This is a genomic window from Rheinheimera oceanensis (assembly GCF_018831085.1).
Classification (GTDB): domain Bacteria; phylum Pseudomonadota; class Gammaproteobacteria; order Enterobacterales; family Alteromonadaceae; genus Alishewanella; species Alishewanella oceanensis.
The window spans coordinates 1-2,689 of record NZ_JAGPNM010000028.1 but is presented as its reverse complement, the minus strand read 5'-3'; the positions used below and the strand labels follow the sequence as shown (position 1 = coordinate 2,689).

Here is a 2,689-nt window from a genome sequence, read left to right as displayed (position 1 = left end):
CCGGTGCCGGCACTGGATCCGGTGGAGTGGCTGACGATGGCTGACATGATGGGTAATATGAACCATGGCGCAAGCGACAGCCACAGCCACGGCCACAGCGCGATGGCGCACGGCAATGGCGCGGAAGATCATAGCCAGCATGGTGCTATGGCTATCGATCACAGTCAGCATGGCCCGGCGGTGCCTTATGCCAAAGCCAGTTCAACTGTGCGTCATGCCAGCACCGAGTATGGCCCGTCGGTGGATATGCGGGTGGATATGCCAAGAACCAACCTGGACGATCCGGGCATTGGTTTGCGCAATACCGGGCGGCGCGCGCTGACCCTGGCCGATTTACATTCGCTGGACGGTATTATTGAGCCGGGCGGCCCGGAGGCGGAAATTGAGCTGCATCTGACCGGCAATATGGAGCGCTACACCTGGTCATTCGATGGCTTAGAGTTCAGTAAAAGCACACCGGTGCATATGAAGCACAATCAGCGTATCCGGGTGATCTTGCAAAACGACACCATGATGACCCACCCGATGCATTTGCACGGTATGTGGAGTGATCTGGAAAGTGACAACGGTGCCGTACAGGTACGCCGCCATACCATTCCGGTGCAACCGGCGCAGCGCATCAGCTTTTTAACCACGCCGCATGATGTCGGGCGCTGGGCCTGGCATTGTCATTTATTGTTCCATATGGATGCGGGTATGTTCAGAGAAGTGGTGGTGTCATGAAAACAGCCAACGTAACGCTAACCTTGTCGCTGCTGGCGCTGGCCTGTACTGTGGCGCTCAGCCCTGGCGTGGCAGCGCAGAACGCCACTGAGAAACCGCCGGTACCAACGCACAGTGGCATGGACCACAGCAAAATGGACCACGGCAAAATGGATCATAGCAAGATGAACCACGCTGAGCAGGCGGTTGACCATAGCCAGACGAACCCTAGTGACATGGATCACAGTCAGATGGATCATAGCGGCATGGACCACAATAAAATGGGCCACGCTGAGCAGGCCGTAGACCATAGCCAGATGGACCACAGCGAAGTGGACCATAGCAAAATGGATCATACCGAGATGAACCATAATGAAATGACCCATGCTGAGCAGGCCGTGGATCACAGCAGTATGGATCACAGCACGATGAACCATGCCGATATGCAGATGCAAGGCGGTAAGGCGCCGGCTAATGCCCGCGATCCACATGCCTACTCCAACGGCTACACCCTGACTGACGGGCCCTATGGCATGGCCGATTCACGCCATTTAAAGCACGGCGTTGAACATCCACAGTGGTCCGTGCTGGGCGATCGGCTGGAATACAATGCCGACAGTGAAGCTGGCGAACTGGAGCTGCAAGCCTGGTATGGTACGACCTATGATCGGTTGGTGCTGAAAACCGAAGCTGAAGTCAGTGACGGCAAGCTGGAAGAGAGCAGCACCGAGCTGTTATGGAGCCACGCGATAGCAGCCTATTGGGATGGTCAGCTTGGGCTGCGCCTGGATCAGGTTGCCGATGGCACCAACCGGCAGTGGTTAGCATTGGGTGTGCAGGGTTTGGCGCCGTACTGGTTTGAAGTGGATGTCACGGCTTATCTGGGCACTGGTGGTCGCACCGCGTTAAGTGCCGAAGCGGAATATGAGCTGCTGTTAACGCAGCGCCTGATCCTGCAGGCCCGGGCGGAGCTGACAGCCTATGGCAAAGACGATGAGGTCAATCAGCTGGGTAAAGGCCTGTCTTCACTGGGGGCAGGGCTTCGGCTGCGCTATGAATTCTCCCGCCAGTTCGCACCCTATGTCGGGGTAGAGTGGCATAACAAATATGGTAACACGGCAGATTTTGCCCGCCTGCAGGATGCATCGACAGCAGAAACATCCTGGGTTGCCGGTGTGCGTTTCTGGTTTTAATAGATCAGGGTTTTAATAAATAAGGTGATCAACATGAAAAAATTAATCCCGCTACTTACTCTGCTCTGTTTGGCGTTTGCCGGGCCTGTGCTGGCGCATGTTAAACAAAGCGGCTCGGTGCCGGCGGATAACGCCATGCTAATGCAGGCACCGGATGTACTCAGTATCAGCTTTAGTGGCCCGATCCGGCTGACGAAAGTCACGCTGTTGCACGATAACGGTAACACTGTCGATTTTGGCTTTACGCCCACCGCTGTCGCCACGCAGTTTAGCTGGCCGTTGCCAGTGCTGGAGATCGGTAGTTATCAGGTTAACTGGGTAGGTTTGGGCGAAGACGGTCATAAAATGAAAGGTGATTTCAGTTTTATGCTCCACGCCGGCGCTGACGCCGGGGTGAAAGCTGATAGCGCGCACGCGCATCAGCACTAGATGGCTTGAGATTGGCGATGTTTAGCGATACCTGGGTATTAGCCTTATTCGCCCACAAGCTGCTGAGTTATTTAGCGGTTAGCGGCAGTATTGGTGCGGCGTTTTTGCTGCAGTTGCCGGCGCTGGCTCAGCCACCGTCTGATAGCCTTGCCTTTCGGCTGTGGTTAAAACGCCTTGTACTGGGGTGGTCGGCCGCAGGTATGGTGCTGGCGTTACTGTATCTGCCGCTGCAGGCTGGTGCGCTGGCCGAAACAGGCGTAGCTGGCATGGCCGACAGGCTGATGCTACAGATGGTTTGGCAATCGGCAATGCGCACCCAGCTGCTTTTATGGTTATGCGGTTATGCAGCGCTGTGGCTTTGGGCC

General features: G+C 55.9%; 3 protein-coding genes and 1 pseudogene. All 4 read left to right on the top strand.

What is annotated here, in order from left to right; translation table 11 throughout:
- On the top strand, positions 1 to 723 hold a 723-nt coding region (locus J3B89_RS20870), incomplete at its 5' end, for a multicopper oxidase domain-containing protein (protein ID WP_215399528.1).
- A complete protein-coding gene (locus tag J3B89_RS20865; protein ID WP_215768307.1) occupies positions 720 to 1,895 on the top strand; it encodes a copper resistance protein B in 1,176 nt (391 codons plus the stop codon). The genes J3B89_RS20870 and J3B89_RS20865, both read left to right, overlap by 4 nt.
- Before the next feature lie 33 nt (positions 1,896 to 1,928).
- A complete protein-coding gene (locus J3B89_RS20860; protein ID WP_008224208.1) occupies positions 1,929 to 2,324 on the top strand; it encodes a copper resistance CopC family protein in 396 nt (131 codons plus the stop codon).
- Positions 2,325 to 2,341: 17 nt separating this feature from the next.
- Positions 2,342 to 2,689: pseudogene (locus J3B89_RS20855) on the top strand (CopD family protein); the annotation flags it as partial.

Bases quoted from the DNA above. Each gene is read 5' to 3' on its own strand.
- J3B89_RS20865 (WP_215768307.1), top strand. From the start codon at position 720: ATGAAAACAGCCAACGTAACGCTAACCTTGTCGCTGCTGGCGCTGGCC.
- J3B89_RS20860 (WP_008224208.1), top strand. From the start codon at position 1,929: ATGAAAAAATTAATCCCGCTACTTACTCTGCTCTGTTTGGCGTTTGCC.